Here is a 24,143-nt window from a genome sequence, read left to right as displayed (position 1 = left end):
GTCGCCGCCGGGCGTCACATGATCCGGTCGCCGGGAACACCCGGATTCGCCTCCTCACTGAGAGTCACGCCCGCCTCGCGCCTCGTGATGACGGACCGTGACCGGTTCGCGCCACAATTTCATGACGGAGAGTAGTGGTGAGTTGTCAATTCGTCATGACGAAAGGCGATCGGCAGTCGTCTGTGGAAGTTGCAACCGTCGATCCGGTCGAGGGGAATGGAAGTGGCATTTGTCGATGCCGTCGAAAAGCGACGGCCGGCGCCGTCGGGTTCGACGGCGCCGGCCGGATCGTGCAAGCCGGGACTGACCGGATCAGGCCTGCTTGGTCTCCCAGAAGATCTTCGAGATCTCGTCGATCTTCGTCAGGAGCTCGTCGGCCTTGGACGGGTCGGTCCCGCCCTTCGCGCCGGCCGCACCGGCCAGCTTGGTGGCCTCGTTGAACAGCTGGTGCAGGTGCGGGTACTTCTCGAAGTGGGCCGGCTTGAAGTAGTCGGTCCACAGCACCCACAGGTGGTGCTTGACCAGGTCCGCCCGCTGCTCCTTGATCAGGATGGCGCGGGTACGGAACTCGGGGTCGGTGTTGGACTGGTACTTCTCACAGATCGCCTTGACCGACTCGGCCTCGATCCGGGCCTGCGCCGGGTCGTACACGCCGCACGGCAGGTCGCAGTGGGCGCTGGCGGTCACGCGGGGCGCAAGGACGCGCGGAAGTCGCATCGGGTTCCTCCATGGGGCGTTTGCGATGATCCAAGCCGACATTACTCCTGGAGATGCTCCCCAGCGGGCTGGAGGTGAAACCCGCATGCAGGTCGACGGGGACTCCACCCCCCACCTGACCGGCCCGTTGGTGCCCGTACTGGTCACCGGGCCGTCGATGTCTCCGACGCTGCGGCACGGGGACGCCGTCCTGGTACGTCGGGGCGGCCGACCGGTCCGCCCCGGTGACGTCGTGGTGGCGGTCTTCCGCGCCCGGCCGGGACTGCTCGTCGTCAAGCGCGCGGTGCGGGCCCAGGACGGCGGGTGGTGGATACGCGGTGACAACGAGTTCGCCACCGACGACTCGCGCACCTACGGGGTCGCCGACGTCCAGGGGCGGGTGCTGTTGCGGTACTGGCCGCGTCCGGGGCGGATCCCCGCACCGCCGGTATGACCCTACTCACAACCCGTGCGCGCCGCCCACACTATGCTCGGCAGGTGTCCGGGTGACCCCCGCACCGCGCGCCGCCGCTCGTCGCCTCACCTCGTGCCCGCGCCGGCCGCCTCAAATCTGCTCGACAGATCCTGGAGTCACCATGCCTACGTCCACCGTGGACCCCGCTGATCCCGTCTTCCGCCGGCACGTCGGCGGCAAGCTCGCCGTCGCCTCGACGGTTCCCCTGGCCAGCCGGGACGACCTGTCCCTCGCGTACACCCCCGGGGTCGCCCGGGTCTGCGAGGCGATCGCCGCCGACCCCGCCCTCGTCAACGACTACACCTGGGTGTCGAACGCCGTCGCCGTGGTGACCGACGGCTCCGCCGTGCTCGGTCTGGGCAACATCGGCCCCCGCGCCGCCCTGCCGGTGATGGAGGGCAAGGCGGTGCTGTTCAAACAGTTCGGTGGAGTGGACGCGGTTCCGATCTGTCTGGACACCCAGGACACCGAAGAGATCATCGCCACCGTCGTCGCGCTGGCCCCCTCGTTCGGCGGGATCAACCTGGAGGACATCAGCGCCCCGCGCTGCTTCGAGATCGAACGCCGCCTCGACGAGGCGCTGTCCATTCCGGTCTTCCACGACGACCAGCACGGCACCGCGATCGTCGTCCTGGCCGCCCTGCGCAACGCCGCCACCCTCCTCGACCGCAAACTCGGCGACCTGCGGGTGGCGGTCAGCGGGGCCGGTGCCGCCGGTGTGGCGGTCACCCGGATGCTGGTGGCCGGGGGAGTCGACCCGAAGCGGGTGGTGGTCTGCGACTCGCGGGGCATCATCGGCCGGCACCGCGACGGCCTCACCGGCGCCAAGGCAGACCTGGCCGAGACCACCAATGCCGACGGTCGTACCGGGGAGATCACCGAGGCCCTGCGGGAGGCCGACGTCCTGGTCGGAGTCTCCGGCGGAAGCATCCCGGAGGCGGCGGTGGCCGGGATGGCCCCGGGCGGGATCGTCTTCGCCCTGGCCAACCCGACCCCCGAGGTCGACCCGGCGGTGGCCGCCCGGCACGTCTCGGTCGTGGCCACCGGCCGCAGTGACCACCCCAACCAGATCAACAACGTGCTCGCCTTCCCGGGCGTCTTCCGGGGCGCGTTGACCGCCCGGGCCACCCGGATCACCGACAACATGAAGGTCGCCGCCGCCGACGCCATCGCCGCGGTGGTCGACGGCGAGCTGAGCGCTGACGCGATCGTCCCGTCCCCGCTGGACCCCCGGGTGGCACCTGCGGTGGCCGAGGCGGTGGCCGAGGCGGCCCGTCGCGACGGCGTCGCCCGCGCCTGAGGTGACGGCGGCCCCTTCCCGTCGTCGACGACGGGAAGGGGCCTTCTGATCGGCGGTCATCCTTGTTACGGTCCGGATCATGCGTGCCGCCTTCGCCGCCCGGATCGACGCCGACGACCCACTCGCCGCCCTGACCGTCGGGGAGCGGCCCGAGCCGGTCCACCCGGACGACGACTGGGTCACCGTCCAGGTCACCGCCAGCTCGCTGAACCACCACGACATCTGGTCGTTGCGGGGGGTCGGGCTGCCCGCCGACCGGCTTCCGATGATCCTCGGGTGCGACGCCGTCGGCACCGACCCGGACGGTGACGCCGTGGTGCTCTACCCGGTGATCGTGGACCCGGGTGACCCTCGGGGCGTGTCGATCCTGTCCGAGAACTTCCCCGGCACCTTCGCCGAGCGGGTCGCCGTACCCCGGTCGAACCTGCTGGCACTGCCGGCCGGGGTGTCGGCGACCGACGCGGCGTGCCTGCCCACGGCCTGGCTGACCGCCTGGCGGATGCTCACCACCAAGGGTCGGGTGGACGAGGCCGACGCGGTCCTGGTCCAGGGGGCGGGCGGTGGGGTGGCCACCGCCGCCGTCGCGCTCTGCGTCGCCATGGGCAAGCGGGTGTACGCGACCAGCCGCGACGCCGCCAAACGGGACCGGATCGCCGAGTCGGGCGCGACAGCGGTGCAGCCCGGTGCCCGGCTACCGGAGCGGGTCGACGTGGTGATCGAGACGGTGGGGGCGGCCACCTTCGACCACTCCCTGAAGGCGGCGGCCCCGATGGCCCGCATCGTGGTCTCCGGGGCCACCAGCGGTCACCTCCCGACGATCGACCTGCGCCGGGTCTTCGCCATGCAGCTGGAGATCCTGGGCACCTCCATGGGGACCCCCGACGACCTGCGTGACCTGCTGGCGTTCTGTGCCGACCGGGGGGTGCGCCCGGTGGTGGACAGCGTGCTGCCGTTCGACCGGATCGAGGAGGCGTTCGCCCGGATGCACACCGGGAAGGTCTTCGGCAAGATCGTCCTCGACCACACCGCCTGACCGTCCGCCCCGCCTTCCCCTACAGCTGGTCGTCGAAGGTGGCCAGGCCGTCCCGTGTGGCCCCGTCGGTCATCCGCTCGCGGGCGGCCGGGTCGCCGTACAGCGACCAGCGGAGGAACTCCACGGTGGTGCCGGAGACCACACCCAGGGTCGCGTCGTTGGAGAGCAGCCGCCGTCCGTGGTCCCCCTCGGGCAGGCTCAGCATCGCCTTCGGCCACGGCACCTTGTCGTAGACGGCCTTGCCCGCCGTGTACTTGACGACGTCGTCGAGCTCGCCGTGGACGAACAGCTGCGGGGCGGCGGACCCGGCGAAGGCGGTCCCGAACCCGATCGCGGTCCCGGCGAAGACCACCCCGGCGTCGAGCCGGTCGTCCCGGCGGGTGGTGAAGAGCCCGATGGTGGTCACCCCACCGGCGGAGTGCCCGGCCGCGGCCACCCGGCCGGTGTCCAGCCGGCCGCGCAGCGGGTCGCCGTCGGTGTCGTCGAGCGCCAGCACCTCGTCGAGGACGTACGACACGTCGGCGGGCTGGTTGAGCACGTCGAGGACGTTGCCGTCGCCGTCGGAGGAGGTGCGGGGGAAGGTGGGGGCGGCGACCACGAAACCGGCCTCGGCCCAGCGGCTGACCAGCCCGGAGTAGTCGTCTGACCGACCACCCAGCCCGTGGCTGAACACGACCACCGGGAACCTCCCCCTCGCGACCGGTGCACCCCGCTCCGGCTCGCCGCCGCGCTCACCCCGGGCCGGGTACCAGACGGTGGTCGGCAGGGGCCGGTCCTCGCCCCGGCTCAGGTCGAGTCGGCGTACCCCGACCGCGTGGCTGCGGGTGGGGGCGGTGGTGGGGGAGACCTGCGGGGTCGGGGCGGCGGCCGAGGTGGGCGGAGGGGCCGCCTCGGTGGGTGCGGCGGGTGGGTCCTCCGTCGAGCAGCCCGCCGCCGTGGCGGTGAGGACGGCGGTGGTGACCAGGGCGAGGGCACGACGACGGAACATGAGTCCGATTGTGCACGACGTCGACCGGGCCTCCTGCCCGGCTTCGACACCGGGTCACCGTCGGATCCGCTGTGGGTCGCCGCCGCGCCCCGGCCCGAGGAGTGGCCCGGTGTCAGGACGGGGTCAGGCCCGGGGACGCAGGGGGCGCGACGGGAAGGTCCAGGCGGTCGTCGAAGGCGGTGACGCCGGGGAGCCGGGCGTCACCGGGGATCCGTCGACCCGCCGCGGTGTCCCCGTACAGCGTCCACCGGAGGAAGTCGGTGGTGGTCGCCAGCACCTGGGAGAACCCGGGACGCCCCGGGGTGAGGTACTCGCCGTGCCCCTGACCGAGCAGGCTGAGGAACGCCGACGGGCCGCGTACTCGCTGGTAGGCGGCGCGACCGACGGAGGCCGTGACGATCGGGTCGGCGGAGCCGTGGACGAAGAGCGTCGGCCGGTCCGGGCCGGTGAAGCCGCCGACCCGGGCACCTCCGGCGATGACGATGCCGGAGCGCAGCCGGGGGTGGTGTCCGGCGCTGAACATGCCGGCTGTGGTGAAACCGCCGGCCGAGTGCCCGGCGGCGGCGACCCGGCGGACGTCCAGGTGCCCGGCGAGGGGGTCGTCCCGGCGGGCGTCCAACCGGACCAGGTGGCGGATCACCCGCCACCCGTCGGCCGGCTGGTGACGGACGTCCTCCCGGGAGAACCGCGCGGCGTGCCGGTTGGTGTGCGGGTAGGTGGGGGCGGCGACGACGAAACCGGCGGCGGCCCACCTGGTGGTCAGCGCGGCGTGCAGCTCCGGCAGGCTGCGCAGCCCGTGGCTGTAGAGGACCACCGGGAACCGCCCGTCGGCCACCCCGGTCCCCTCGGCGGGGAACCAGACGGTCACCGGCAGGGGGCGGGCCGACCCGGGATCGAGGGTGAGCGTCCGCACGCCGACGGCGTACGCCCTCCCGGGTGCCCGGATCGGCGCAGGGCCGTCCCCCGGTGTGACGGTGGCCGCGCCACAGCCGCTCACCAGTGCCGACAGCAGTACCACGGCGATCAGCCGCTTGGCCCCCATGGCTTCACGGTAGGGCCGGGAGACCCCGTGCGTTCCCACCTTCCGGTCCGGCTCCGATCATCCGCCCGGCCGGAATCGCCCACCGGTACGGACACCGCCCGACCTCACCCGTCGGCGACGACCGCCCGAGCCTGGAGGGCGATCTCCAACTCCTCGTCGGTGCCGACGACGCAGACCGCCACCTCGGCACCGGGCGGGCTGATCAGCCGGTCCCCGGTCCCGGCGTTGCGCTCCGGGTCGACCACGATGCCGAGGCGGCCCAACCCGGCCAGGGCGGCGGCGCGGACCGGCGCGGCGTGCTCGCCCACCCCGGCGGTGAAGGTGACCGCGTCGACCCTCCCCAGCAGGGCGTAGTACGCCCCCACGTAGCCGGTGATCCGCCGGCAGTACACGTCGAAGGCGCCGGTGGCGGCCGGGTCGCCCGCCGCGCGGCGGGCCAGGATCTCCCGCATGTCGTTCGCCCCGGCCAGCCCCGACAGCCCGCTACGGTGGTTGAGCAGGTCGTCGATCTCGTCGACCCCCATCCCGGCCTCGCGGCGCAGGTGGAACACGATCGCCGGATCGAGGTCACCGCTGCGGGTCCCCATCACCAGCCCCTCCAGCGGGGACATCCCCATCGAGGTGGCGACGCTGCGTCCCCCGGCGACAGCGCAGGCGCTCGCCCCGTTGCCCAGGTGCAGGGTGATCGTGTTCAGCTCCGCGTACGGGCGGTCGAGCAGTTCGGCGGTGCGCCGGGAGACGTACGCGTGCGAGGTGCCGTGGAAGCCGTACCGGCGGATGCCGTACCGCTCGGCGACCTCCCGGTCGATGGCGTACGTCGCGGCGGCGTCGGGCAGGGTGTGGTGGAACGCGGTGTCGAAGACCGCCACCTGTGCGACGTCGGGCAGCACCCGGCGGGCCTCGGCGATCCCGGCCAGGTTGGCCGGGTTGTGCAGCGGGGCGAGCGGCACCAGTTCCGCGATCCCGGCCAGCACCTCGTCGTCGACGAGGACGGGTTCGCTGAACCGCCGCCCGCCGTGCACCACCCGGTGTCCCACGGCGGTCAGACCGGTCAGGTCCAGCCCGGCGAGGATCTCCCGGACGGCTGTGGCGTGGTCGGCGGGCCCGCCACCGGTCTCGCCGACCCGTTCGACGGTGCCCCGGTCGACGACGGTGACCCCGTCGTACAGGCGGTACTTGACCGACGACGATCCGCAGTTGAGTACGAGCACCCGGCTCACGACGACGCCTCCCCGTTGGCGGCCTGGATGGCGGTGATCGCCACGGTGTTGACGATGTCGGGCACCGTCGCGCCCCGGGACAGGTCGTTGACCGGGCGGTTGAGGCCCTGCATGACGGGTCCGACGGCGACCGCCCGGGCGGAGCGCTGCACCGCCTTGTAGGTGTTGTTGCCGGTGTTGAGGTCCGGGAAGACGAAGACCGTGGCCCGGCCGGCGACAGTGCTGTCGGGCAGTTTCGTCCTCGCCACCTGCGGGTCGATCGCGGCGTCGTACTGGATCGGCCCCTCGACCAGCAGCTCCGGTCGGCGTTCGCGGACCAGGGCGGTGGCCTCCGCGACCTTCTCCACGTCGGCACCGGCCCCCGAGCTTCCGGTGGAGTACGACAGCATCGCCACCCGGGGTTCGATGCCGAACCGGGCGGCGGTGTCGGCGGAGGAGATGGCGATGTCGGCGAGCTGGGCGGCGTCCGGGTCGGGGTTGACCGCGCAGTCGCCGTAGACCAGGACCCGGTCGGCGAGGAGCATGAAGAAGACGCTGGAGGCGACGGACAACCCCGGCACCGTACGGATGATCTCGAACGCCGGGCGGATGGTGGCGGCTGTGGTGTGGGTGGCCCCGGAGACCATCCCGTCGGCGTACCCGGACTGCACCATCATCGTGCCGAAGTAGTTCGGTCGGGCGACCACGTCGAGGGCCAGGTCCACGGTGACCCCCCGGTGGGCCCGCAGCTGCGCGTACGCCTCGGCGAACTCGTCCCGTCGGGGGTCGGTCACCGGGTCGACGACGGCCGCCGCCCCGATGTCGACGCCCAGTTCCCTGGTCCGCCGGGCCACGTCGTCGGGGCGGCCGAGCAGGGTCAGGTCGGCCACGCCCCGGCGCAGCAGGATCTCGGCCGCCCGCAGGATCCGCTCGTCGGTCCCCTCCGGCAGGACCAGGTGGCGACGGCGGGCGCGGGCCCGGTCGATCAGGTCGTACTCGAACATCAGCGGGGTGACCCGGGCGGACCGGGTGACGGCGAGTCGCCGGGCCAGTTCGTCGGTGTCGACGTTGGCCTCGAACGCGCCGAGCGCCGCCTCCACCTTGCGGGGGTTGGCGGTGGTGGGGCGTCCCTCGATCCGGCTGGACGCGGCCACCGTGTCGTAGCTGTCGCTGGTCACCCCGAGCACCGCGAGACCGGTGTTCAGCCCCTGGAACAGCCGCATCGCCCGGGGGTCGGGCTGTTCGCCGAGGGTGAGCACCAGCCCGGCCACCGAGACCTGACCCGCCACGTGGGCCGCGCTCGCCGCCACCAGCAGGTCGTCCCGGTCGCCGGGGGTGATGACCAGGCAGCCGTCGGTGAGGTGTTGCAGGAGGGTCGGTACGTGGGCGGCCCCGACGACGTAGTCGAGGACGTCCCGGCCGAGGGCGGCGTCGTCCCCGGCGAGCAGGGTGGCGTCGAGCGCGGCGGCGACCTCGGCCACCGTCGGCGCGGACACGGCCGGGACCTCGGGGATCGCGTACGCGGGCACCGGCAGGTCGGGCATGGTCATCGGCTCGGGCACCCGGTTCGCCACGACCGCCAGGACCGTCGCGCCGAGGTCGACCAGGTCGTGGTACGCCCCTCGGGCCGCCGCCGCGATCGCCTCGGGGGACTGGCCGTACCCGTCGACGACGGGGACCACCACGCTGCCGAACTCGGTGGCGAGGCGGGCGTTGAAGGCCAGTTCGCGGGGAGCGCTGCCGTCACCGGCGTCGGCGAAGTCGCTACCCACCACCACGACGGCCGGCGACTGCCGCTCGACCGATCGGTAGCGCGCGACGATCCGGGAGATCAATTCTTCCCGCCGACCGTCCGCTACCAGGGCTGTCGCCTCGGCATAGGTGGTCCCGGTCGGGTCGGTGGCGGTAACGTCCACCCGGTAACGCTCGCTGAGCAGGGTCAGGATGGGGTCCGGGCGGGTGTCGGAGACCAGCGGTCTGAACACGCCGATCCGCTCGACCTGGCGGGAGAGCAGCTCGGCGAGACCGAGGGCGATAGTCGACTTGCCTCCGCCGGAACCGACGCTGGTGAGGTAGACGCTGCGGGCCACCCGGCCAAACCTACTAGGTCCTTTTGGTTGCTGCGTGACAACCAACTCTGGGTGGGTTACGACCGTTTTCCCATGTCAGACGGGACACAGTGGGGCAACGTGAATGTTGCTCACGTTTACACTCGCCCAGGTGGAGGGACCAACAGAGATCATTCCTGTCGCACCGGAGCCGCCCCCCGTCTTCGTCGATCCCAGTGGACGTCGACGTCGGTGGCTGCGCCGGACCGCCTACTTCCTGGGCCTGGCGGGGGTGGCCTACACCGCGATGGTCGGCGTCAGCTTCGCCGGTGGACCCGTCCGCCCCGAGACGATCATCCCGTTCGTCGAGCCCGCCGAGGAGGAGTGGAAGCCGCCGCCCGCCCCATCGGCCAGCCCCACCCCCTCGCCCTCCCCGTCACCCACCCGGGTCACGCCACCCCTGCAACCGGTCGCCCCCTCCTCCACCACCCCACCGGCCGCGCCCTCCACCAGCGCCACGTCGGCCGCCCCCTCCCCGACCCCCTCCCGCACCGTGCCGCCGACCAGCGGGCGACCGAGCGGTACGCCGTCGCGTACCCCTCCCCGCACCGGGTCCCCGTCGGCGACCCCGTCGCCGGCCTCCCCGACGGCCTCGCCGTCGCCCTCGCCGCCGCCGACCACACCGAGTGAGGCACCCGCCCCCTGATGAACCATCCCCACCCGCCCGGTCGCCCGGGACAGCAGCCCTCCATCCCGACCGACCGCGTACGCCAGCACGCCCGGCCCAGCGCGGCGGCCCGCGCCCGGCGGTACGTCCCCCGTCCCAGCTGGACGGTCTACGCGATGGTCTTCGTCCTCCTCGGCGGCATCCTCTTCGTCCAGGCGTACGCCAACGGATCGTTCATCCCCGACTACCGGGCGGAGAACACCTTCGGCAGCGGCCAGGACGAGGTCCCCGACGTGATCCTGGACGGGGGGCCGATCATCAACACCACCGCCGACCGCCCCCAGTCGTACCGGCTGCCGGCCCGGACGGTCGTGCTCACCTTCGACGACGGCCCCGACGAGCGGTGGACCCCCGAGGTGATGCGGGTGCTGGACAAGCACCAGGTGCCCGGGACCTTCTTCGTCCTCGGCAACCAGGTGGTCCGCAACCCCGGCATGGTCCGGGACCTGGCCGAGAACGGGCACGAACTCGGTGTGCACACCTTCACCCACCCCCACCTCACCCAGATCCCCGAGTGGCAGCGGCGGATGGAGTACACCCAGACCCAGCTCGCCATCGCCGGGGCCACCGGGGTCCGGACCAACCTGCTGCGCTTCCCCTACTCCTCCCGGCCCGACGCCGTGGTCAACCAGGACTGGCCGCTGCTGCAACAGGCCGGGGAGCTGGGGTACCTGACCGTCGTCAACGACCTGGACAGCCGGGACTGGGAGCGGCAGGGCCCCGAGGGCATGATCGAGCGGACCATCCCCCCGGGCTTCGCCGGGGCGGTCACCCTCTGGCACGACTCCGGGGGTGACCGGTCCCAGACCGTCGAGGCACTGGACCGGTACATCCCGCTGATGAAGGAACGGGGATACACCTTCACCACGGTCAGCGAGGGGCTGAACCGGGCACTGGCCGAGGCCGGGGTGAACGGTCCCACCGCCGGCCCGGTCGAGGCGACCGCCGGGGAGCGGTGGCGCGGCCAGATGCTGATCATGGCGGTGCGGGCCGCCGACTGGACCTTCGTCGTGTTCGGTGTGCTCTTCATCCTCGTCGGGGTGCTCACCATCGGCCGTACCGTCCTGCTGTTCGTCCTGGCGCTGCGGCACGCCCGCAGACGCCGTCGCAGCGACTTCGCCTGGGGGCCGCCGGTCACCGAGCCGGTGTCGGTGATCGTGCCCGCGTACAACGAGAAGGAGGGGATCGCGGCAGCGGTCCGCTCCCTGGCCCTCGGTGACCATCCGGGCGGCATCGAGGTGGTGGTGGTCGACGACGGGTCCAACGACGGCACCGCCGACATCGCCGCCGGACTCGGCCTGCCCAACGTCCGGGTGGTCCGCAAACCCAACGGCGGCAAACCGAGCGCGCTCAACACCGGGGTGGCACTGGCCCGGCACGACCTGATCGTCATGGTCGACGGGGACACCGTCTTCGAACCCGACGCGGTCCGCCGCCTGGTCCAGCCCTTCGGCGACCCCCAGGTGGGTGCGGTCGCCGGCAACGTCAAGGTCGGCAACCGGCGCAGCATGATCGCCAAGTGGCAGCACATCGAGTACGTCATCGGCTTCAACCTCGACCGCCGCCTCTACGAGACGCTGCGCTGCATGCCCACCATCCCGGGAGCGATCGGGGCCTTCCGCCGGGAGGCCCTGGAGTACGCCGGGGGGATGACGGACGAGACGCTGGCCGAGGACACCGACGTCACGATGGCCCTCGGCCGGGCCGGCTGGAAGGTGGTGTACGAGGAGGGCGCCCGCGCCTGGACCGAGGCCCCGACCAGCCTCGGACAGTTGTGGAAGCAGCGTTACCGGTGGAGCTACGGCACCATGCAGGCCATGTGGAAGCACCGGCGTTCGGTGCTCGACAAGGGCTCCTCCGGCCGGTTCAGCCGCCGCTGCCTGACCTTCCTGACGGTGTTCGGGGTCATGCTCCCGCTGGCCGCCCCGGTCATCGACCTGCTCGCCATCTACGGCCTGGTCTTCCTGGACCGGACCGCGACGGCACTGGCCTGGCTGGCCATGCTCGGGTTGCAGTTCCTCACCGCGATCGTGGCGTTCCGCCTCGACAAGGAGAAGCTCGGCGTCCTGTGGGTCCTGCCGTTGCAGCAGTTCGTCTACCGTCAGTTGATGTACCTGGTGCTGCTCCAGTCGGTGGTCACCGCGCTCACCGGCGGGCGGCTGGGCTGGCAGAAGCTCAAGCGCACCGGCCTACAGGGGAGCGGGATGTCCGGCGGCACCCCCGGCCCGCAACCCCAGGCACCCCGCTCGGCCATCCCGGCCGGCGGGTTCCCGGTCGGCCGGACCCCGCGCTGACCCGCCCCGTCCGGCTAGTCGGAGGCGCGCTCGGCGAGCCCGAGCGCGTACTCCGGCCACCACGCGCCGATCTCCGGCTCACCGGGGCGGCACGCACCGTCGGACTCACCCGGGTACTTGATCCAGAGCAGGGCGTCGACCCGGTCCAGTCCGGTGTCGGTGGTGGGCTCCGCGCCGAGCGCCCGCCCCGGCGGGTTGCACCAACTCGGTGCGTCTCGGACCGTCTTGCGCGGGTGCGGCCCCTTGCCGTTGCGGCTGGTGTCGATCACGAACGGGACGGATCCGCCCAACGCGTCGGAGATCCGGTGGCCGTAGGTCACGTTCTCCGGCGTACCGACGAAGTTGGCGACGTTGAGGGCGAACCCGTCGGCCTCGGCGATGCCGGCGCCGCGCAGGGCCGAGGCCAACTGGGCACCGTCCCTGACCCAGGCCGGGTGCCCGGCGTCCAGGTAGACGCGGGCGCTGCCGGTGCTCTTGAGCACCTCGACGGCGTCGCGCAGCAGGGCCAGCCGACCGTCGACGTCGTCGACGCACCTGTCGACGGCGTCCGGGATCGCCCCCGGCTCCAGGATCACCGTGACCGGCCGTCCCTTCACCCCACCGGCGAGTCTGCGGATCCAGTCCTGGTACGCCCCGGCCGACTCGGCACCCCCGTAGCCCTGCCGACCACAGTCGCGCTGCGGCAGGTTGTGGGTGACGAGCACCGGCGTCTGCCCGGCGCGACTCGCCCCGGCCAGGAAGCGCGACACCTCGTCGGTGACCGCGTCGGAGTTCCCGACCAGCCACCGGGCGGTCGGCCGGGTGCTGATCTTCCGCAACGCGGCCGCGTCGTCGCCGCGCCCGTCCCGCTCCCACTCGGTGACCTGCCAGGCCGCCGCGCCGCGCGGGTCGACGTAGTAGATCGGGGGCAGGGGGACCGTCGAGCGGGCGGTGACGGGGGTGTTCCCGGTGGTCTGCCCGGCCGCGTCGGCACCGCATCCGGCGAGGAGTACGGTCAGTGCGGTCCCGACCAACAGGGCGTTGCGGGCGGGCGGGGTGGAGCGGGAGGAGCGGCGGGGCAGAGGCACGGCGACACGCTACCTGCTGAACCTGCCCAGGTGAACGCCTCGTGCCGGAGGAATCCGCCCTGGTGGCCGCCGTCCGAGACGCCCAGGCGCCGCCGCCGGGCGGCACGACGCTGCCGACGGTCGTTCCCGACCGTAAGCCGTAGACTCCGTGGAGTCCGGGCCCCATCGGTGCCGGCAGGCCACGGTTGTCGTGGCTCCCACGGGCGTTCCGGGTGACGGCGGGCTTCGCAGTGGCGACGAGATGTGGTTCGGCGGGGAGGTGACGTGGTCGCGGGCGGCGATGTGGGTGAGGCCGGGCGGTTGGCGGCGCTCGGCGCGACGCGGCTGGACTCGTCGCCCGACTCGGCCTTCGACCGTTTCGCAGGTCTGGTGGCGCGGGTCCTCGCGGCACCGGTGGCGTTGGTGTCCCTGGTCGGCGTGGACAGGCAGTTCTTCCCCGGTGCGGTGGGGCTCGCCGAGCCGTGGCAGGAGCGTCGCCAGACGCCGCTGACGCATTCGTTCTGTCAACGGGTGGTCACCTCCGGCGAGCCGCTGGTCGTCACGGACGCCCGCGCCGACGAGCGGGTGTGCGACAACCCGGCGATCGAGGACCTGCGGGTGGTGGCGTACGCGGGGATGCCGTTGACCGACGAGGCCGGGCAGGTCCTGGGCTCGCTCTGTGTCATCGACGACAGTCCTCGGGAGTGGACCGCCGACGAGCTGTCGATGCTGGCGGACCTGGCCATGGTCTGCTCGGCCAGTCTGCAACTGCGGATCGCCGCGACCGTCGCCCAGAAGGCGCTGCTGGGCCAGCACCAGGCGCAGGCCGCCGCCCAGGAGTTGGCGGGTCGACTCGACCTGGCGCTGCGACGCAGCCAGCTGCTCCTCGCGGCGAGCCACGAGTTCACCGGCACGGTCACCATGACCGACGTCATCGCGGCGGCCCACCGGCTGATGTGCGGGGAGTTCCAGGCAGTCCACGTGAGCCTCGCCCTGCTGGAGCCCGGGGGCTGGATCCAGGTGTACGGCGTCGACGACGACCTGTCCGGGCCGGTGCTCGACAGGTTCCACGTCGACGACAAGACCCCCTCCGCCGACGTGCTCCGCACCGGCCGGCCGTTGTTCCTCCAGAACCCGGCGGAGCAGGTGGCGGCGTACCCGTACCTCGACGCGGTGGTGGAGGCCACCGGGTGGCAGGCGGTGGGGTTCGTTCCGCTGCGCGGACCGGGCAAGACGCTCGGAACCTTGAACATCGCGTGGGCCCAGCCCTATCCGGTCCCCGCCGAGGAACAGCCGGTCGTCGTGGGGGTCGCCGGCTACGTGGCCCAGGCGGTGCAGCGCGCCCGGCACCTCACCGATCGGGTCCAAGCCGCCGCGACCCTGCAACAGGCGATGCTCACGCCGTTGGCCACCGTCGAGCACCTGCACGTCACCGCCCGGTACCGACCCGCCCACAGCCTGGACCAGGTCGGTGGTGACTGGTACGACGCGGTGGCCACCGGAGACCGGTCGTTGAGCCTGGTCATCGGGGACGTCACCGGCCACGACCTGCACGCCGCCGCGCAGATGGGACAGCTGCGGTCGATGCTGCGCGGCTACCTGGTCGACCGGCACGAGCCCCCCTCGGCGCTGCTGCGCCGCCTCGACGCGGCCAACATGGCGCTGGACGTACGCAGCATCGCCACCGCCGTCGTCGCGCACGTCACCCGCACCCAGGGCGACGTCGTCGAGATGAGCTGGTCCAACGCCGGGCACCCGCCCCCGCTCGTCATCCAGCCCGACGGGGCCGTCGCGACCCTCCACGGCCGGGACGTCCTGCTCGGTGCCACCCTCCGCGCCCACCGGACCACCCGGCAGACCACCCTGCGACCCGGCGCCACGCTCCTGCTGCACACCGACGGACTCCTCGAACGTCGCGATCTGTGCCACGATGCAGTGAACGCCCAGCTGCACGCCGTGCTGTCCGCCCACGCCACCGCCCCCGTCGACGAACTGGTCGACACCGTGCTGGCCACGGTCCCCGCCCCCGACCACGAGGACGACATCGCTCTGCTGGCCCTCCGGGTGCCGGAGTGACGACGAACGGCACCACACCGATCAGGCGATCCCGCTGTCCCGGTGACACCGACACCGAGGGACTGCCATGACCGACGGCGACGACACGCTCTCCGACCAGACGGCCCTGCTCTCGTTGGCCTTCGACACCAGCACCGTCACCACGCTCCGACACGAGGTCACCCGGCTGGCGCTGGCCGCCGGACTCCACGACGACCGTCTCGACGACTTCGTCATCGCCGTCAACGAACTCGTCATCAACGCCGTCGCGCACGGCGGCGGGCGCGGCCACCTGCACCTCGACCGCGTCGGTGCGAACCTGATCTGCCGGGTCACCGACCAGGGCGGCCCCGCCCACCTCACCCCACCCGACCAGGTGCCCACGCCGACGGCGGTCGGCGGGCGGGGACTGTGGCTCGCCGACCACCTCGCCGACTCCGCCACCTTCGCCAGTCACCCCGGCGGGCTCACCGCCACCATCACCATGGCCACCGCCGGCCCCTGGCCGGCGGACCGTCCCTGATCCCTACTCGTCGTCGTCCTCGTCGGAGCGGGCGAGCCAGGTGGCGAAGCGTTCGATCGGGGTCTCGAACTCGGGGTTGAGGTCGACGAAGTCACGCAGCCGCTCGCCGATCCACTCCAGGGTGACCTCCTCGCCGCCCCGACGCTGGACCAGCTCCTCGATGCCACGGTCGGTGAAGTACATGGGATCTCTCCTCGAACAGGCCGCTGGGGCGGGCCACCGTCTCCGGCGACCCGCCCCAGCGTCGGTCAACGGCCGTCAGGGCCGGGGAAGGGCGGCGTCGAGCAGGGTGGCCTGCTCGACCTCGTGCATCTTCGCCGAACCGACCGCCGGGGCGGCGGCGGCAGGGCGGGAGATGCGGCGCAGCCGTACCTCGCTGAGGTGCTCCAGGAGGTTGAGCGCCACGAACGACCAGGCACCCTGGTTGGCCGGCTCCTCCTGGACCCAGGCGAAGTCCTCGGCGTTCGGGTACGCGCCCAGGGCGGCCCGGATCTCCTCGACCGGCAGCGGGTAGAGCTGCTCGATCCGGACGATCGCGGTGTCGGTGACGCCCCGCTCCTGACGGGCCTGGAACAGGTCGTAGTAGACCTTGCCCGAGCAGAGCAGCACCCGCTTGACCTGCTCGGCCGGGGGAGCGGCGGTGTCGGCCAGCACCGGGGCGAAGGTGCCGGTGGTGAAGTCCTGCACCGACGAGACGCAGAGCCGGTGCCGCAGCAACGACTTCGGCGTGAACACCACCAGCGGCTTGCGCTTCGGCGACAGGGCCTGGCGACGCAGCAGGTGGAAGTAGTTCGCCGGGGTGCTCGGAACGGCCACCCGCATGTTGTCCTCGGCGCACATCTGGAGGAACCGCTCCGGGCGGCCGGAGGTGTGGTCCGGCCCCTGGCCCTCGTGGCCGTGCGGCAGCAGGAGGGTGACGGCGGAGCGCTGGCCCCACTTCACCTCCCCGGAGGAGATGAACTCGTCGATGACCGACTGGGCGCCGTTGACGAAGTCGCCGAACTGCGCCTCCCAGCAGACCAGGGCGTTGATGTTCTCCACCGAGTAGCCGTACTCGAAGCCCATCGCCGCGTACTCGCTGAGCAGCGAGTCGTGCACGAAGAACCGGGACCGTTCCCCGTCGGCGGTCAGCGACTTCAACGGCAGGTAGTCGTCGCCGGTCTCGGCGTCCACCACCGACGCGTGCCGCTGGACGAAGGTGCCCCGGCGGGAGTCCTGCCCGGCGAGCCGGACGGTGACCCCGTCGTTGAGCAGCGCGCCGAAGGCGATGATCTCGCCGTAGCCCCAGTCGATGTTGCCGTCGAGGGACATCTTGGCCCGCCGGTCGAGCAGCTGCTGGATCCGCTTGTGCGGGGTGAAGCCCTCCGGCAGGTTGACGTGCGCCTCGCCGATGGCCTTGACCACCTCGCTGCTGGTGGCGGTCTCCACCTCCGGCTCCGGCTGTACCTCGGGGCGCTGACGGGCCGGCTGCTTGGGCACCGAGGCGGCGTCACGGGTGGCCTTGAAGACCCGCTCCAGCTGGGACTGGTAGTCCCGCAGCAGCTCCTCGGCGTCCTCCACGGTGATGTCGCCCCGACCGATCAGCTCCTCGGTGTAGAGCTTGCGGACGGACCGCTTCGAGTCGATGATCTTGTACATCTGCGGGTTGGACATCGAGGGGTCGTCACCCTCGTTGTGCCCGCGCCGCCGGTAGCAGACCAGGTCGATCACGACGTCCTTGTTGAACGCCTGGCGGTACTGGAAGGCGAGCCGGGCGACCCGGACCACTGCCTCGGGGTCGTCGCCGTTGACGTGGAAGATCGGCGCCTGGATCATCCGGGCCACGTCGGTGCTGTAGAGGCTGGACCGGCTGTACTCCGGGGCGGTGGTGAAGCCGACCTGGTTGTTGACCACCACGTGGACGGTGCCGCCGGTGCGGTAGCCGCGCAGCTGGGACAGGTTGAGGGTCTCGGCGACCACTCCCTGCCCGGCGAAGGCGGCGTCACCGTGCACCGCCAGCGGCAGCACGGTGTAGCCCTCCAGCTTGAGGTCGATCCGGTCCTGCTTGGCCCGGACGATGCCCTCCAGCACCGGGTCCACGGCCTCCAGGTGCGACGGGTTCGCCACCACCGAGACCTTGACCGAGTTGTCGCCGTCCGGAGTGGTGAACTTGCCGTTCTGCCCGAGGTGGTACTTCACGTCACCGGAACCCTGCGTGGAACGCGGGTCCAGGTGCCCCTCGAACTCGGAGAAGATCTTCTCGTACGGCTTGCCGACGATGTTGGCCAGCACGTTGAGCCGACCCCGGTGGGCCATGCCGATGACGACCTCGTCCAGCCCGCCCTCGGCGGAGGCCTCCAGGACCTCACCGAGCAGCGGGATCAGGGACTCGCCGCCCTCCAGCGAGAACCGCTTCTGGCCGACGTACTTGGTCTGGAGGAAGGTCTCGAAGGCCTCGGCGGCGTTGAGCCGGTTGAGCACGTGCTTCTGCTCGTCGGCCGGGGGCTTCTCGTACCCGTGCTCGATCCGCTCCTGGATCCAGCGGCGCTCCTCCGGGTCCTGGATGTGCATGTACTCCACGCCGACCCGGCGGCAGTACGAGTCGCGAAGGACCCCGAGGATCGACCGGAGCTTCATCCGCTTCTTGCCGGCGAAGCCGTTGACCGGGAAGCTGCGGTCCAGGTCCCACAGGGTCAGCCCGTGCTGGAGGACGTCCAGATCCGGGTGCTTGCGGATCTTGAACTCCAGCGGGTCGGTGTCGGCCATCAGGTGGCCGCGCACCCGGTACGCGTGGATCAGCTCGTGCACCCGGGCGGTCTTGTTGATCTGACCCTCGGAGTTGACGGCCACGTCCCGCATCCACCGCACCGGCTCGTACGGGATGCGCAGCGAGGTGAAGATCTGGTCGTAGAACCCGTGCTCGCCCAGGATCAGCTCGTGCATCACCTTGAGGAACTCGCCGGACTGCGCACCCTGGACGATCCGGTGGTCGTACGTGCTGGTCAGCGTGATGATCTTGCTGACCGCCAGCTCCGCCAGGGTCTCCTCGCTCATGCCCTGGTACGGCGCCGGGTACTCCATCGCACCGACGCCGATGATGGCGCTCTGCCCCTGCATCAGGCGGGGGATCGAGTGGACGGTGCCGATGCCGCCCGGGTTGGTCAGCGAGATCGTGGTGCCGGAGTAGTCGTCCATGGTCAGCTCGTTCTTGCGAGCCCGCCGGACCACGTCCTCGTACGCCTGCCAGAACTGGCGGAAGTCCATCTGCTCGCAGCCCTTGATGGACGGCACCACGAGGGTACGGCTGCCGTCCGGACGGGCCAGGTCGATGGCGATGCCCAGGTTGACGTGGGCCGGGCGGACCATCGTCGGCTTGCCGTCGGTCTGCGCGAAGGAGTTGTTCATCTCCGGGTGCTCGACGAGCGCCCGGATCATCGCGTACCCGATCAGGTGGGTGAAGCTGACCTTGCCACCCCGCCCCCGGGCGAGGTGGTTGTTGATCACGATCCGGTTGTCGACCAGGAGCTTGGCCGGGACGGCCCGGACGCTCGTCGCGGTCGGCACGCTCAGCGAGGCGTCCATGTTCTGGACGATCTTGGCAGCCACCCCGCGCAACGGGACGGTCTGCGGCTCCCGGGTCGTCGGCTTCGCCGGTGCGGCCGTGCCGTTCTGGGACTTCGCGACGTCAGCCTTCGGAGCGGCCTTCACCGGTGCGCTCTTCGCGGGTGCGGCCTTGGCCGGGGCGCTCTTCGCCGGGGCGGCCTTCTCGGCGGTGCCGGCGGCCGGGGTCGCCCCCGACGCGGCAGCGGTCGGCTCGGCCTTCTTCGCCGGGGCAGCGGGCTGCTGCCGGCTCTCGGACTGCGGTTGGCCCTCCGACTTCGGCGCTGCCGCCGACTTCTTCTGGCCGTCGGCACCCGGCCGATAGTCGGCGAAGAAGTCGTGCCAGGCCGGGTCGACGCTGTTGGGATCGGTGAGGTAGCGCTGGTACATCTCCTCGACGATCCACTCGTTCGGGCCGAAACCCGCCAGTGGGTTCTCCTGCGACGTTTGCTGGGTCGACACGGCCGGTAATCGCCTCTTTCACGCGGGTTTGTGTGTCACGCGGTGTCCTGTGCACCCGATTCGACGGGCACGGGACGTGTCCCAGGCTACGCCGTACAGGACCGCCCGGCATTTCCGCCTCCGAGCCGTGGCCGGTTTCACAGAAGATGCCAGAAGTTCACCAAACCCTGCGTGTTCGGTCGTTTGCTGATAAGCGACGTCGGCCGGGCCCGTGGGGGCCTGGCCGACGTCGGCGTCCTGCGTGGACCCGTTACGAGATGTCCCGCTTACGGGTGATCAGGATGCCGGCCGCTCCGGTGACCAGGGCGTAGCCGACCAGCACCAACGCACCCACCCACCAGGCGGGCAGCATCGGCGACTCGATGCTGTTGACCATCACGCTGGAGGCGACGGACGGCATGACGACCTGCCACTTCATCACCGCGTCGCTCTCCAGCCAGGTGGAGAGCAGGAAGAAGAACAGCCCCGCGACCTGGGTGCCGATCAGGTAGACCACCGCCGAGGTGACCACCGCGCCGATCTGGTTGGTGATCAGCGTCCCGACCCCGATGCCCAGGACCGTCCAGATGGCGTACGCGAGCAGGTTGAACAGGATCGCCCGCTGTACCTCCCACTGCCCGAGCTGGGTGCCGAAGTCGTTGATGCTCAGGAAGGCGGCCCCGGCGACCAGGACGATGATCGTGGTCACCAGCCAGAACCCGAACCCGATCAGGCTCGCGGCGGCCAGCTTGCTGAAGATCACACTGGTCCGCTTGGGCGTGGACAGGAACGTGGTGGTGGCGGTCTGGTGGAAGAACTCGTTGGTGACCATCAGCACACCGATCAGCATCACGAAGAGCAGACCGAAGTACTGACCCGAGGTGTAGATGTTGGCGGCCTGGCCGACCACGTCCTGCTGGGCCGCCGCCTCCTCCGGAGGCAACCCCGCCAGTTCGGTGCCGTCACCGGTGAGGGTGAGGTGCGCCAGCCAGGAGTTGACCACCAGGGCCAGCGCGGTCGCCACCAGGGCGCCCAACGCCAGCCACAACCAGGCGGCGGTCGTACGGATCTTGAGCAGCTCGGATCGGACGAGGTTCATCGGATGCCCGCCTTTCCGGCCGTCAGCTCCAGGAAGACCCGCTCCAGGTCGGGGCGTTCCGGGGTCATTTCGTGTAGTTCCGCCTGCACGGCGAGGGCGGCCTGGCCGACCGCCGGGGGCTCCAGGCCGGAGACCAGGAGGACACCCTGCTCGTCGACGTCGACGGTGGCCCCCTGCTCACGCAGGGTCTTGCCCAACTGCTCGGCCTGCGGGGTACGCACCCGGATCCGGGCACCCTGGGTCATCGCACCGAGGACCTGCTGGACCGGTCCCTGCCGGACCAGCTGGCCGGCGGCGATGATCACCACGTCGTCGGCGAGCAGCTGCATCTCGGAGAGCAGGTGACTGGAGACCAGGACGGTCCGTCCCTCGGTGGCGAGGGCCTTCAGGAACCCGCGCATCCACCGGATGCCCTCCGGGTCGAGGCCGTTGGCCGGCTCGTCGAGCACCAGGACCCGGGGGTCACCGAGCATCGCCGCGGCGATCCCCAGCCGCTGCTTCATGCCCAGGGAGTAACCCTTGAACTTGCGCTTCGCCGCCGGGGTCAGACCCACCAGCTCCAACACCTCGTCGGCCCGGTGCTTCGGCAGACCGGCGGCGGCGGCGATCACCCGAAGGTGGTTGACGCCGGTCCGCCCCTTGTGCGCGCTCGACGCCTCCAGCACCGCACCGACGTGGCGCAGGGGGTGGGTCAGGTCCGAGTACCGCTGACCGCCGATGGTCGCCGAACCGGAGGTCGGGGTGACCAGGTTCAACAGCATCCGCAGGGTCGTGGTCTTGCCGGCGCCGTTCGGGCCGAGGAAGCCGGTCACCCGCCCCGGTTCCACGGTGAACGACAGGTCGTTGACCGCCCTGACGTTCTTGTACTGCTTCGTCAGGCCGGACACCACGATCTGACCGCTACCGGTGGTGGGGCTTCGCTGCCCGTCAGGCATCTCTCTCCTCTCCTGCGGGACGCAACGGCTCGGTGCCGGTTCCGCCCGGGGTGGAACACAGGAATCTTTCAGCTCAGTGTGACCGCAGATCTCAACGTCGTACCAAGCCTGCCCTGATCGGGAGGGGAATCAATCAGACGCGGTCGGGAGATCCGACTCCACCTTCGGCAGGACGGCGCCGGGGGCGGTCCTCCCCAGGAAGGAGGACCACGAGAGGAAGATCACCCGGCGGGCAGGGCGATCCAGGTGGCCCGGGCGTGACCGAGAAGGGTGCCGTCCGGGGCGTACAGGGCCGAGCTGACCTGCGCCTTACGCCCGGAGGCCGCCTCGACCAGGCCGGTCACCACGCACTCGTCGCCGGGTGCGGGGAGCCCGGTCAGCACCGTGGCGATCCGGCCGAGCACGTACGGCCGACCGGGACCGATCACCGCCCAGCCGCCCGGACAGTCCAGCGCCGCCCAGACCGTGGCGTCGGTGACCCCCGTCGGCACGTGCCACGGCGCGGCGGTCCGCCCGTCCGGCAGCCGCCCCGGGAAGATCCGCAACCCCTCCGGGTGGGCCGGGCCGCAGACGTAACAGCCCGGAAAGGGGTGGTCCACCAGTCCCGGGTACGCCGAGGCGGCGGCCCGCGCCCGTACGCCGTCGACCGGACCGGCCGCCGCAGCGAACGCGGCCACCGGACGGACCTCGGCGACGACCAGCCCCTCCGGATCGTGGATCTCCGTCGCTCCGGCGGCCTCCGCCACGGCGGTCAACGGGGTCTCCAACGGTGGCGGTCTGCGCAGGGTCACCTCGACCGGCCCCTCCCCGGCCACCCGGGCGAAGACCCCGGCGCTCCATCCCCCGTTGCCCGAATCCGGGGGACCGACGTACCGCCGCTCTATGATCATCGTCACCTCCGCAGTCGCCCGGCCGGTCGCCGGTCCGCCCTGGCAGCCTGCCACGTCGGTGGTCCCGGCCCCGCCCACCGACGTTCACCGGGTCGACACCGGTCCCCGGGTCCGCCGTCCACCCGGGTTCCCTACACAGGTGTCATGACTGTTCTGCACTTTTCACGCCCCGCTCGGTACCGGCCCGGCACCGACGCCGCCACGGTGTCGGTCCCCCACCGGATCGGCCGGGGCGTCGCCGTACTGGTGCTGCTGGTGGCCGGGGTCGGGCTGGCCGCCGTCGTGCCGCTGCTGACCGCCCCCGCCGCCCGGGGTGCGGTACGGCGGTGGTCCCGGGGACTGCTCCGGGCCCTCGGGGTACGACTGACAGTGACCGGCCGGCTGCCCCGACGGCGGGCCCTGCTCGTCGCCAACCACGTCTCCTGGCTGGACGTGCTGGCGTTGCAGGCCACCGCCCCGGCCCGGCTGGTGGCCGAGCGGGAGGTCCGGAGTCGGTCGCTGCTCGGGCTGCTCGCCCGGGCCGCCCGGAGCGTGACGGTGGACCGCTCCCGCCCCCGGAACCTGCCGACCACCGTGGGTGAGGTGACCGCCGCGCTGCGGGCCGGTGACCCGGTGGGTGTCTTCCCGGAGGGCACCACCTGGTGCAGCCGGGGCGGTGGGGCCGACCGGGGCGCCTCCCGACCGGTCGACGGGTTCCGGCCGGCGATGTTCCAGGCGGCGATCGACACCGGTGCCCCGGTGGTGCCGCTGCACATCGGCTACCACCTGGCCGGCGGCGGCTCCGACGTGGCGGCCCTCCTCGGCGACCACACCCTGTGGCGGTCGGCGCGACGGGTGCTCGCGGCCCGGGGCCTGGTGGTCGCGGTGACTGTCACCGCACCCCTGCACCCGGCCGCCGACGCGGACCGGCGGGCGCTGGCCCGGATCGCCGAGACGGCCGTGCGGTCGGCTCCGTCGACCCACCCGGTGCCGGTCCGGAGCCACCGGGTCGGGTCTCAGGGTGTTTTCAGGAACCCCTCAGCATCGCCGCAGGCACGTCCCGCATGATGACGGCATGGCCGCAACCCAGACCGAGGCGCGACTTCTCGTCGTGGAGGACGACCCGAACATCCTCGAACTGCTCTCCGCGAGCCTGCGCTTCGCTGGCTTCGACGTCGCCACCGCGACAAGCGGCAGCGCCGCGCTGACAGCGGCGCAGGACCACCGGCCCGACCTGGTGGTGCTCGACGTCATGCTCCCGGACCTGGACGGCTTCGAGGTCATCCGGATGATGCGCGAGGGCGGCACCCGGACCCCTGTGGTGTTCCTGACCGCCCGGGACGCGACCGACGACAAGATCCGGGGGCTCACCCTCGGCGGCGACGACTACGTCACCAAACCGTTCAGCCTGGAGGAGTTGACCGCCCGGATCCGGGCGGTGCTGCGCCGGACCACCAGCGGCGAGCACGCCCCCTCCCGGCTCACCTTCGCCGACCTGGAGTTGGACGAGGAGACCCACGAGGTGCACCGGGCCGGCCAGCGGGTGCAGCTCTCCCCGACCGAGTTCAAGCTGCTGCGGTACCTGATGCTCAACGCCAACCGGGTGCTGTCCAAGGCGCAGATCCTCGACCACGTGTGGAACTACGACTTCCGGGGCGACGACAACATCGTCGAGTCGTACATCTCGTATCTGCGGCGCAAGGTGGACACCACCCAGCCCCGCCTGATCCACACGCTCCGGGGGGTCGGGTACGTGCTGCGCAAGCCGGCAGCGTGAACCCCTACCAGCAGAGC

20 protein-coding genes are annotated in these 24,143 nt (G+C 71.7%); 8 read left to right on the top strand and 12 right to left on the bottom strand.

The features are described from left to right. Positions 1–312: 312 nt before the first annotated feature. Positions 313–717 carry a superoxide dismutase, Ni gene (gene sodN, locus WHN02_RS00490; protein WP_350896379.1) on the bottom strand — a complete coding sequence of 135 codons (405 nt, stop codon included), beginning with the start codon at positions 715–717 and terminating at the stop codon, positions 313–315. Between the two features lie 85 nt (positions 718–802). Between sodN and WHN02_RS00485 the strand changes: the two genes are divergently transcribed. From WHN02_RS00485 to WHN02_RS00475, 3 genes are all read left to right on the top strand, one after another. Next, complete coding sequence (locus WHN02_RS00485; RefSeq protein ID WP_434741576.1) at positions 803–1,150, top strand: S24 family peptidase; 348 nt, start codon at positions 803–805, stop codon at positions 1,148–1,150. A 142-nt stretch (positions 1,151–1,292) separates the two neighbouring features. Further along, positions 1,293–2,471 (top strand): NAD(P)-dependent malic enzyme, encoded by a 1,179-nt coding sequence (locus WHN02_RS00480; RefSeq protein WP_434741575.1) that lies wholly within the window; start codon positions 1,293–1,295, stop codon positions 2,469–2,471. Between the two features lie 79 nt (positions 2,472–2,550). Then, positions 2,551–3,504 carry a zinc-binding dehydrogenase gene (locus tag WHN02_RS00475; RefSeq protein WP_434741574.1) on the top strand — a complete coding sequence of 318 codons (954 nt, stop codon included), beginning with the start codon at positions 2,551–2,553 and terminating at the stop codon, positions 3,502–3,504. Between the two features lie 19 nt (positions 3,505–3,523). On the opposite strand, the gene WHN02_RS00470 is transcribed toward WHN02_RS00475, so the two are convergent. The 5 genes from WHN02_RS00470 to WHN02_RS00450 all read right to left on the bottom strand — a co-directional run bounded on the left by WHN02_RS00470 (position 3,524) and on the right by WHN02_RS00450 (position 9,495). Continuing rightward, positions 3,524–4,492 carry an alpha/beta hydrolase family protein gene (locus WHN02_RS00470; protein WP_434741573.1) on the bottom strand — a complete coding sequence of 323 codons (969 nt, stop codon included), beginning with the start codon at positions 4,490–4,492 and terminating at the stop codon, positions 3,524–3,526. A gap of 112 nt (positions 4,493–4,604) precedes the next feature. Continuing rightward, positions 4,605–5,534, bottom strand: coding sequence for an alpha/beta hydrolase family protein (locus tag WHN02_RS00465; RefSeq protein WP_434741572.1), 930 nt, complete (start codon positions 5,532–5,534; stop codon positions 4,605–4,607). 104 nt (positions 5,535–5,638) lie between these two features. Then, the gene (locus tag WHN02_RS00460; RefSeq protein WP_434741571.1) at positions 5,639–6,754 is read right to left on the bottom strand and encodes an acetate/propionate family kinase; all 1,116 of its coding nucleotides are present in this window, start codon (positions 6,752–6,754) and stop codon (positions 5,639–5,641) included. Next, on the bottom strand, positions 6,751–8,823 hold the full coding sequence (gene pta, locus WHN02_RS00455; protein ID WP_434741570.1) for a phosphate acetyltransferase: 2,073 nt from the start codon (positions 8,821–8,823) through the stop codon (positions 6,751–6,753). The genes WHN02_RS00460 and pta overlap by 4 nt, the downstream gene beginning before the upstream one ends. Before the next feature lie 255 nt (positions 8,824–9,078). Further along, the gene (locus WHN02_RS00450; RefSeq protein WP_434741569.1) at positions 9,079–9,495 is read right to left on the bottom strand and encodes a GTPase; all 417 of its coding nucleotides are present in this window, start codon (positions 9,493–9,495) and stop codon (positions 9,079–9,081) included. Here WHN02_RS00450 and WHN02_RS00445 point away from each other — a divergent pair. Further along, positions 9,487–11,802, top strand: coding sequence for a bifunctional polysaccharide deacetylase/glycosyltransferase family 2 protein (locus WHN02_RS00445; RefSeq protein WP_434741568.1), 2,316 nt, complete (start codon positions 9,487–9,489; stop codon positions 11,800–11,802). The two genes, WHN02_RS00450 and WHN02_RS00445, sit on opposite strands and share 9 nt — an antisense overlap. A gap of 14 nt (positions 11,803–11,816) precedes the next feature. On the opposite strand, the gene WHN02_RS00440 is transcribed toward WHN02_RS00445, so the two are convergent. Further along, positions 11,817–12,869 carry a glycoside hydrolase family 6 protein gene (locus WHN02_RS00440; RefSeq protein ID WP_434741567.1) on the bottom strand — a complete coding sequence of 351 codons (1,053 nt, stop codon included), beginning with the start codon at positions 12,867–12,869 and terminating at the stop codon, positions 11,817–11,819. Between the two features lie 264 nt (positions 12,870–13,133). Here WHN02_RS00440 and WHN02_RS00435 point away from each other — a divergent pair, with 264 nt between their 5' ends. After that, positions 13,134–14,924, top strand: a complete 1,791-nt coding sequence (locus WHN02_RS00435; protein WP_434741566.1) for a SpoIIE family protein phosphatase — start codon at positions 13,134–13,136, stop codon at positions 14,922–14,924. 67 nt (positions 14,925–14,991) lie between these two features. Beyond that, complete coding sequence (locus WHN02_RS00430; protein ID WP_434741565.1) at positions 14,992–15,426, top strand: ATP-binding protein; 435 nt, start codon at positions 14,992–14,994, stop codon at positions 15,424–15,426. A 3-nt stretch (positions 15,427–15,429) separates the two neighbouring features. Here WHN02_RS00430 and WHN02_RS00425 read toward each other — a convergent pair whose 3' ends face one another. The 5 genes from WHN02_RS00425 to WHN02_RS00405 form a co-directional block, all read right to left on the bottom strand. Next, positions 15,430–15,609 (bottom strand): DUF6104 family protein, encoded by a 180-nt coding sequence (locus WHN02_RS00425; protein WP_350896367.1) that lies wholly within the window; start codon positions 15,607–15,609, stop codon positions 15,430–15,432. Positions 15,610–15,684: 75 nt separating this feature from the next. Beyond that, a complete protein-coding gene (locus WHN02_RS00420; RefSeq protein ID WP_434741564.1) occupies positions 15,685–19,467 on the bottom strand; it encodes a multifunctional oxoglutarate decarboxylase/oxoglutarate dehydrogenase thiamine pyrophosphate-binding subunit/dihydrolipoyllysine-residue succinyltransferase subunit in 3,783 nt (1,260 codons plus the stop codon). A 250-nt stretch (positions 19,468–19,717) separates the two neighbouring features. Next, positions 19,718–20,545 (bottom strand): ABC transporter permease, encoded by an 828-nt coding sequence (locus tag WHN02_RS00415; protein ID WP_434741563.1) that lies wholly within the window; start codon positions 20,543–20,545, stop codon positions 19,718–19,720. Then, on the bottom strand, positions 20,542–21,480 hold the full coding sequence (locus WHN02_RS00410) for an ABC transporter ATP-binding protein (RefSeq protein ID WP_434741562.1): 939 nt from the start codon (positions 21,478–21,480) through the stop codon (positions 20,542–20,544). Before WHN02_RS00410 ends, WHN02_RS00415 begins: the two co-directional genes overlap by 4 nt. A 221-nt stretch (positions 21,481–21,701) precedes the next feature. Continuing rightward, positions 21,702–22,370 carry a hypothetical protein gene (locus WHN02_RS00405; RefSeq protein ID WP_434741561.1) on the bottom strand — a complete coding sequence of 223 codons (669 nt, stop codon included), beginning with the start codon at positions 22,368–22,370 and terminating at the stop codon, positions 21,702–21,704. A gap of 144 nt (positions 22,371–22,514) precedes the next feature. On the opposite strand from WHN02_RS00405, the gene WHN02_RS00400 reads away from it, so the two are divergent. Both WHN02_RS00400 and WHN02_RS00395 read left to right on the top strand, forming a co-directional pair. Next, positions 22,515–23,417 (top strand): lysophospholipid acyltransferase family protein, encoded by a 903-nt coding sequence (locus WHN02_RS00400; protein WP_434741560.1) that lies wholly within the window; start codon positions 22,515–22,517, stop codon positions 23,415–23,417. Positions 23,418–23,424: 7 nt separating this feature from the next. Beyond that, entirely contained in the window at positions 23,425–24,126 is a 702-nt protein-coding gene (locus WHN02_RS00395) for a response regulator transcription factor (RefSeq protein WP_434741559.1), read from the top strand. Positions 24,127–24,143 lie beyond the last annotated feature (17 nt).

The sequence above is a fragment of the Micromonospora sp. SH-82 genome (assembly GCF_051132485.1).
GTDB lineage: Bacteria > Actinomycetota > Actinomycetes > Mycobacteriales > Micromonosporaceae > Micromonospora.
Note: the sequence above shows the minus strand (reverse complement) of the source record. Positions and strands in the feature narration are given on the sequence as shown.

Bases quoted from the DNA above. Each gene is read 5' to 3' on its own strand.
- sodN (WP_350896379.1), bottom strand. From the start codon at position 717: ATGCGACTTCCGCGCGTCCTTGCGCCCCGCGTGACCGCCAGCGCCCAC.
- WHN02_RS00485 (WP_434741576.1), top strand. From the start codon at position 803: ATGCAGGTCGACGGGGACTCCACCCCCCACCTGACCGGCCCGTTGGTG.
- WHN02_RS00480 (WP_434741575.1), top strand. From the start codon at position 1,293: ATGCCTACGTCCACCGTGGACCCCGCTGATCCCGTCTTCCGCCGGCAC.
- WHN02_RS00475 (WP_434741574.1), top strand. From the start codon at position 2,551: ATGCGTGCCGCCTTCGCCGCCCGGATCGACGCCGACGACCCACTCGCC.
- WHN02_RS00470 (WP_434741573.1), bottom strand. From the start codon at position 4,492: ATGTTCCGTCGTCGTGCCCTCGCCCTGGTCACCACCGCCGTCCTCACC.
- WHN02_RS00465 (WP_434741572.1), bottom strand. From the start codon at position 5,534: ATGGGGGCCAAGCGGCTGATCGCCGTGGTACTGCTGTCGGCACTGGTG.
- WHN02_RS00445 (WP_434741568.1), top strand. From the start codon at position 9,487: ATGAACCATCCCCACCCGCCCGGTCGCCCGGGACAGCAGCCCTCCATC.
- WHN02_RS00450 (WP_434741569.1), bottom strand. From the start codon at position 9,495: ATGGTTCATCAGGGGGCGGGTGCCTCACTCGGTGTGGTCGGCGGCGGC.
- WHN02_RS00430 (WP_434741565.1), top strand. From the start codon at position 14,992: ATGACCGACGGCGACGACACGCTCTCCGACCAGACGGCCCTGCTCTCG.
- WHN02_RS00425 (WP_350896367.1), bottom strand. From the start codon at position 15,609: ATGTACTTCACCGACCGTGGCATCGAGGAGCTGGTCCAGCGTCGGGGC.
- WHN02_RS00415 (WP_434741563.1), bottom strand. From the start codon at position 20,545: ATGAACCTCGTCCGATCCGAGCTGCTCAAGATCCGTACGACCGCCGCC.
- WHN02_RS00410 (WP_434741562.1), bottom strand. From the start codon at position 21,480: ATGCCTGACGGGCAGCGAAGCCCCACCACCGGTAGCGGTCAGATCGTG.
- WHN02_RS00405 (WP_434741561.1), bottom strand. From the start codon at position 22,370: ATGATCATAGAGCGGCGGTACGTCGGTCCCCCGGATTCGGGCAACGGG.
- WHN02_RS00400 (WP_434741560.1), top strand. From the start codon at position 22,515: ATGACTGTTCTGCACTTTTCACGCCCCGCTCGGTACCGGCCCGGCACC.
- WHN02_RS00395 (WP_434741559.1), top strand. From the start codon at position 23,425: ATGGCCGCAACCCAGACCGAGGCGCGACTTCTCGTCGTGGAGGACGAC.